The sequence below is a fragment of the Mesorhizobium sp. M7A.F.Ca.AU.002.02.1.1 genome, from assembly GCF_003998535.1.
Classification (GTDB): Bacteria; Pseudomonadota; Alphaproteobacteria; order Rhizobiales; family Rhizobiaceae; genus Mesorhizobium; species Mesorhizobium ciceri.
In genome coordinates this window covers 1-6572 of record NZ_RZPB01000326.1, presented here as the reverse complement: position 1 = coordinate 6572, position 6572 = coordinate 1, and the positions used below count along the sequence as shown (strand labels likewise).

Genomic DNA, 6572 nt, shown 5'->3' with positions numbered 1-6572 from the left:
CCAGTTAACTCCAAAACCTCAAAACCCAAGCAGACGTGAAAGGACGAGACGATGAAACAGAGGCTGCAATTTTTCGCCAAGGCGCCGGAGATCATGAAGGCGGTGTCGGCGCTCAACAAGGCGGTGGACGAATGCGGGCTCGAGGTGAGCCTGCTGCACCTGATCAAGCTCAGGGCTTCGCAGATCAATGGCTGCTCGTTCTGCGTCGAGATGCACAGCCGCGAGGCCAGGCGCGACGGCGAGACCGAGCAGCGGCTCTATCTGGTTTCAGCCTGGAAGGAATCGCCGCTGTTCTCGGAGCGTGAACGCGCGGCTTTGGCCTGGACCGAAGCCGTCACCCTGATCGCCAACAACGGCGTGCCGGACGAACTTTATGCACGTACGCTGGAGCATTTCTCAGAAGAGGAGCTGGTCAAGCTGTCCGTTGCGCTCGGCATGATCAACACCTGGAACCGGCTGTGCATCCCGTTCCAAGCCATACATCCGATGCCGGCGGCCAAGGCTGCCTGATTGTCCAATCATGTTGGGAGCGCCGTGGAGAGCGCGCTCCCACTGCCTTAAACCTTTAAAGGGGAGAGTTTGATGCCTGCGGATTTGCCTTCGACCTTGTTGTTTCTCGCTCGCCTGCTGCTCGGCGGCGCCTTCGTTTTCGCCGGCCTGCGCAACATCCAGAACGCGGCCTTCCTGACCCAGCTGATGGCCGCGCGCGGTGTGCCGCAGGCGCGGTTGGCACTGTGGACTGGTATCGTGCTTCAGGTCGCCGCCGGTGTGCTGGTCATCGCAGGATTGTGGACGGCACTCGCGGCCACGGTGCTGCTGCTGTTCCTCATCGTCGCCACGCCGATGTTCCACAATTTCTGGGACCATCAGGGTCCGGACCGTGCGTCCCGCATCAATGGCTTCGTCGGGAATGTTGCCCTGAGCGGTGGCTTTCTGACCCTGATCGCGCAATCCGTTTGACGCACAGTTCCATGCCGACTGCGGCCTCTGGTGCCGACGGCTCGACCATAAAATCGGAACCAATCGAGCCGTTGACGCATTTCACACCTGCATGCCCAGCATCCAGGATGAAATATGAAAATCGCCCATGTCGCGCCGCTTTATGAATCGGTGCCGCCAAGGCTCTATGGCGGCACCGAGCGCATCGTCTCGTATCTGACCGAAGCGCTGGTCGATCTGGGTCATGAGGTGACGCTGTTTGCCAGTGGCGACAGCCAGACCTCCGCGAAGCTGGTACCCAGCCGGGAACGCGCGTTGCGCCTCGATCCGCGTCCGCTCAAATCCGAGATCGCGGCGCATCTTTCGATGCTTGCGCAGGTGAGGGAACGGGCGTCGGAGTTCGACGTCATCCACTTCCACCTCAGCCACTTCCTGCATTTTTCCTTCTTTGAGGATATTGCGGAGCGGACGGTGACGACGCCGCATGGCAGGCTGGATTATGTCGACCTGGCGCCGGCCTATGAACGGTTCCCGCGCTTTCCCCTGATTTCCATTTCGCACAGCCAGAAGGCGGGCCTTGCCAACGCCAACTGGTTGGCGACGATCCATCACGGATTGCCGACTGCTCTCTACGAGCCGACGTTCGAGACGGCCGCCGAAGAACCCTACCTTGCCTTCCTCGGCCGGTTCTCACGCGACAAGCGCCCGGATCGCGCCATCGAGATCGCCTTGCGTTCGGGGCTCAAGCTCAAGCTCGCGGCAAAGATCGGCGACGACGATCGCGCCTATTTCCGTGAGGTGGTCGAGCCTTTGATCGATGGCGATCGCGTTGTCTATGTCGGTGAGATCGAGGAAAACCAGAAGGCGGAATTTCTCGGCAAGGCGGCAGGCCTGCTGTTCCCGATCGACTGGCCGGAGCCGTTCGGCCTTGCCGCTATCGAGGCAATGGCCTGCGGCACACCGGTCATCGGCTGGAGTTGCGGTGCGCTGCCGGAGATCATCGATCAAGGCGTCACCGGTTTTATCGCTGACACAATGGATAGCGCGGTCGCTGCGGTGCCGGACTTGCTGCAACTCGACAGGCGAAAGGTGAGGGCCGTTTTCGAAAAGCGGTTCTCCGCCCGAAGAATGGCCGGCGACTATCTGGCCGCCTATGCGGGCCTGATCGGCGTCCCGAGCACGGCGAAGGCGTCTTGAGCAGCGACGTGCTCGAGCCACGGCAACGAAACAACAGGGATCTTTGACGAATGGCCCAACTCGATGAGCGCCAGCTCGATCCTGCGGTTGCGCTTGCATCGCTCGACGCCACCGCCCCTCGCGAGCCGCATCGGTTGTTTGCGCTCAAGCAGGGCGATTGCTTCGCCGTTGCCGACGCCTATGGCGACATACGTGGCGCCGGCGACGGTTTCTTTCGCGACGACACGCGGGTTCTTTCCGAGTTCCGGCTGACCGTCGGCGGCAGGCAGACATCTCTGCTCGGCGCCTCGCTCAGCCAGGACAATGTGCTGTTCACCACCAATTTGACCAATCTGCCGATACAGAGCGCCGGTGGACGCGACATCCCGCAGGGAGCCATTCACATCGAACGCGTCAGACTGCTTTGGCAGGACAGGCTGTTTGAACGCATCACCCTTTCCAATTACAGCCGGGAACACTCGACGATCAGCGTTTCCCTGCACTATTCCGCCGATTTCCGCGACATGTTCGAAGTGCGTGGCTCGACACGGCCGAAGCGCGGGCTGGCCCATGCCGCCGAAACAAACGCGACGTCGGTCCTGCTGCGCTATGATGGGCTCGATGGCCTGGCCCGCCTCTCGGCGATATCGTTCTCGCAGGCGCCGGACCAACTGAGTGCCAACCGTGCCGATTTCCTGATCGCCGTGACCAAGCGCAGCAGGAAGGTGCTTTATGTCGAGGTCGGTCCCGAGGTGGCCGACAAGCCCGACCGCGACCGGTTCCGCGCCGCTGCCGCCCGCGCCCGCTTTGGCATGCGGGCCAAACGTCGCCATGGCGCGACGGTGCGCAGCTCGGGCCGTGTCTTCAACGACTGGGTCGAGCGCGCTCGCGCCGATGTCGCGCTGCTGACCACCGAGCTGGCGACCGGCCCCTATCCCTATGCCGGCATCCCCTGGTTCTCGACGGCGTTCGGCCGCGACGGCGTCATCTCGGCGCTGCAGATGCTGTGGCTCAATCCGGGCCTGGCGCGGGGCGTGCTGGCCTTTCTGGCCCAGCATCAGGCGACCGAGACATCGCCGTTCAGCGATTCGCAGCCGGGCAAGATCATGCACGAGACCCGCAAGGGCGAAATGGTGGCGCTGCGGGAGCTTCCCTTTGGCCGCTACTACGGTGGCGTCGATACGACACCGCTCTACATCTACCTTGCCTGTGCCTACGCCGATCGTACCGGTGACATGGCGTTCATCGACGGCCTGTGGCCGTCGCTGTGCGCCGCGGCCGAATGGACGGAGGAGGCGGGCCGGGAAACCGGATTCGTGACTTACCAGCGAGCGGCCGAGTCCGGCCTCGCCAACCAGGGATGGAAGGACAGTTTCGATTCGGTCTTCCATGCCGATGGCCGCATTCCCAAGGGCCCGATCGCCCTTGTCGAAGTGCAGGGCTACGTCTTTGCCGCCTTCCGGGGGCTGGCGGCACTTGCCCGTCGCCGGGGCGAGAACGACAGGGCCGACCACTGGGATGATCGCGCCGAAGCGATGCGGGTTGCCGTGGAACGGGATTTCTGGCTTGACGATCTCGGCTTCTATGCGCTGGCAATCGACGGTGCCGGCGAGCCCTGCAAGGTGCGGACCTCGAATGCGGGGCATCTGCTCTTTGTCGGATTGCCTGAGCCGGCGCGGGCCCAGATGGTGGCTGACCAGCTGCTTTCCGCCTCCTTCCATTCGGGCTGGGGACTGCGGACGCTCGCCGACGATGCCGTGTTCTTCAATCCGATGTCGTACCACAATGGCTCGATCTGGCCGCACGATACCGCCCTTTGCGGTGCCGGGCTGGCGCGCTATGGCGAGCGCGAAAGCGTGGTTCGCCTGATGAGCGGCACGTTCGAATCCGCGGTCCATTTCAACATGCGGCTGCCCGAACTGTTCTGCGGTTTTACACGTGCGCCGGGCGAAGCACCCATCGCCTATCCCGTCGCCTGCCTGCCGCAAGCGTGGTCGGCGGGCTCCGCTTTCATGTTGATGCAGGCCTGTCTTGGCCTGGAGATCGACGGCTGGGAGGGTGAGATTCGCGTCGGCCGCCCCAGGCTGCCGATCGGCATCGACACGCTGACACTGCGGCACCTGGGCGTCGGCGACCGGGTCGTCGATCTCACCTTCCAGCGCGTCGGCGACCGGGTCGTCGCTTTCCTGGCCGACCGCCATGAAGGGCTGGTGCCGCTCATAGTAAGAACATGATCCGAACAAAATTGGCGGAACCGATCCAGGCCTTGTGCGTTGCAAAAACACTGGTCCGAACGCCGACCACGTGGCCGGCGGACCGTTTCAAACGGGAAACACGAACAAACGGTCGCCGACGGCCGGGGTGAGTTGACGTTCAATGACAAACTACGGTGCGGACCTGCTCTGGGTTCTGATTTTCGCGAGCCTCGGTTTTTCCGCTCTTGCCGTATTCCTCTCCATATCGCGGCACCGTCGCCGTCATCCTCCTGCCGTCCCACATACGGCAGGCGAAGATGTGGCGGCGGAGGCCGCGCGCAAGGTGATACGGGAGTTCGAAAAGAACGGCCAATCGGCCGATGCCGCGCTGGTGACCTGGTCGCCAGAAACATTGCGCAAGATCCTGGCCGACGATCTGCCCGATGCGCAGGTTATCGTGGTGTCCAATCGCGAGCCGTACATCCACAATGTGAAGGACGACGGCGTCGAGTTGCTCGTCCCGGCCAGCGGGCTGGTGTCGGCGCTCGAGCCCATTACCCGCGCCTGTGCGGGCACCTGGATCGCCTATGGCGGCGGAACGGCGGACCGCCTTACCGTCGACGACCACGATCGCGTGCAGGTGCCGCCTGGCAACCCGTCCTACACGCTGCGCCGGGTCTGGCTGACGGAGGAAGAGCATCAGGGCTATTATCTCGGTTTCGCCAATGAGGGCCTTTGGCCGCTTTGCCATATCGCCTTCACCCGGCCGATTTTTCGTGCCTCCGACTGGGCTGCCTATGAAGCCGTCAACCGGAAGTTTGCCGATACGGTGGTTGCCGAGGCGCGCAACGAGCGGCCGATCGTGCTGGTCCAGGATTACCATTTCGCGCTGCTGCCGCGCATGATCCGCGAGCGCTTGCCGGAGGCGATCGTCATCACTTTCTGGCACATCCCGTGGCCAAATTCGGAAGTGTACAGCATCTGCCCATGGCGTGAACGCATCCTCGAAGGCCTGCTCGGCAGCTCGATCATCGGCTTCCACACTCAGTTCCATGCCAACAATTTCACCGAAAGCGTCGATCGCTTCCTGGAAAGCCGCATCGAGCGGGCCGATGCGGCCATCTCCTACGGCGGACGGACCACATTGGTGCACGCCTATCCGATCTCGATAGAATGGCCGGCGGACCTGCTGGCGAAACTTCCCGCTGTCGACGATTGCCGCGCTCGCATGCGCGAGAGGTTCGGCCTTAAAGCGGATGTGAAGCTGGCCGTCGGGGTCGAGCGCCTCGATTATACCAAGGGCATTCTCGATCGGTTTCACGCTTTGAACGAATTGTTCAAGCGACAGCCTGAGTGGATCGGAAAACTGGTCTTCCTGCAGATCGCGGCACCCAGCCGCGGCACGCTGCCTGCCTACAAGCTGCTCCATGACGAGTGCCACCGTTATGCCGAAGAGCTCAACCGGCGTTATGGCAGCGAGGGCTACAGGCCGGTGATCATGGTGGCCGAACATCACTCGCAAGAACAGGTCTACGAGATCTATCGGGCCGCCGACATATGCATGGTCACCAGCCTGCATGACGGCATGAACCTCGTCGCAAAGGAATTCGTCGCCGCGCGCGACGACGAGCAGGGCGTTTTGATGCTCAGCACATTCGCCGGCGCCTCGCGTGAATTGCTGGAGGCGCTTATCGTCAACCCTTACGATGCCGCCATGATGAGCGGAGCGCTGTTGCAGGCACTGACCATGTCGCCCGAAGAACAGCGCGAGCGCATGCGCCCCATGCGCGAGACAATCCGCAACAACAATGTCTATCGCTGGGCCGGCAGCATGCTTCTGGATGCGGCACGTTTGCGCAAGCGCGGGGACCTCGATCGGGTGACCGGTGCCGTCAGCGACCCGCCGCCCAGCGTCGACAATGTCGTCTCCATTTTTGAGCGCAGACGGGTGGCGATGTCATGAGCGATGCGCTGCAAAATATTGTTGGCGAGACCCTGCACAAGCCGCAGGCCGTCATGGAGAAACCGCACACTGTGCTGACCGGCGAATGGGCGTTGTTCCTCGACATCGACGGCACCCTGCTGGAACATGCCGAACACCCGGACGCCGTCTCGGTCAGCGACGAGCTCCGCTCCTTGCTGCAAGGCCTGGATCGCAAGCTGAACGGGGCATTGGCCTTCATAACAGGCCGTTCCGTCGCGGCTGTCGATCATCTGTTTCAGCCTTTGAAGCTGCGCGCCGCCGGGCTCTATGGCCTGGAA

The 6572-nt window shown here is 62.7% G+C and carries 6 protein-coding genes; all 6 read left to right on the top strand.

Going from position 1 to position 6572, the window contains the following annotated elements; all coding sequences use genetic code 11:
- Positions 1–51: 51 nt before the first annotated feature.
- A complete protein-coding gene (locus EN879_RS19770) occupies positions 52–510 on the top strand; it encodes a carboxymuconolactone decarboxylase family protein (RefSeq protein ID WP_024501510.1) in 459 nt (152 codons plus the stop codon).
- Between the two features lie 72 nt (positions 511–582).
- The gene (locus EN879_RS19765; protein WP_013530897.1) at positions 583–960 is read left to right on the top strand and encodes a DoxX family protein; all 378 of its coding nucleotides are present in this window, start codon (positions 583–585) and stop codon (positions 958–960) included.
- A 114-nt stretch (positions 961–1074) separates the two neighbouring features.
- Complete coding sequence (locus tag EN879_RS19760; protein ID WP_013530898.1) at positions 1075–2136, top strand: glycosyltransferase family 4 protein; 1062 nt, start codon at positions 1075–1077, stop codon at positions 2134–2136.
- Between the two features lie 50 nt (positions 2137–2186).
- On the top strand, positions 2187–4349 hold the full coding sequence (locus tag EN879_RS19755) for an amylo-alpha-1,6-glucosidase (RefSeq protein WP_027160673.1): 2163 nt from the start codon (positions 2187–2189) through the stop codon (positions 4347–4349).
- A gap of 142 nt (positions 4350–4491) precedes the next feature.
- The gene (locus EN879_RS19750) at positions 4492–6273 is read left to right on the top strand and encodes a trehalose-6-phosphate synthase (RefSeq protein ID WP_013530900.1); all 1782 of its coding nucleotides are present in this window, start codon (positions 4492–4494) and stop codon (positions 6271–6273) included.
- 53 nt (positions 6274–6326) lie between these two features.
- Positions 6327–6572 (top strand): HAD-IIB family hydrolase (locus EN879_RS19745; RefSeq protein ID WP_245493840.1); only part of this gene is annotated, 246 nt, incomplete at its 3' end.

Bases quoted from the DNA above. Each gene is read 5' to 3' on its own strand.
- EN879_RS19770 (WP_024501510.1), top strand. From the start codon at position 52: ATGAAACAGAGGCTGCAATTTTTCGCCAAGGCGCCGGAGATCATGAAG.
- EN879_RS19765 (WP_013530897.1), top strand. From the start codon at position 583: ATGCCTGCGGATTTGCCTTCGACCTTGTTGTTTCTCGCTCGCCTGCTG.
- EN879_RS19760 (WP_013530898.1), top strand. From the start codon at position 1,075: ATGAAAATCGCCCATGTCGCGCCGCTTTATGAATCGGTGCCGCCAAGG.
- EN879_RS19755 (WP_027160673.1), top strand. From the start codon at position 2,187: ATGGCCCAACTCGATGAGCGCCAGCTCGATCCTGCGGTTGCGCTTGCA.
- EN879_RS19750 (WP_013530900.1), top strand. From the start codon at position 4,492: ATGACAAACTACGGTGCGGACCTGCTCTGGGTTCTGATTTTCGCGAGC.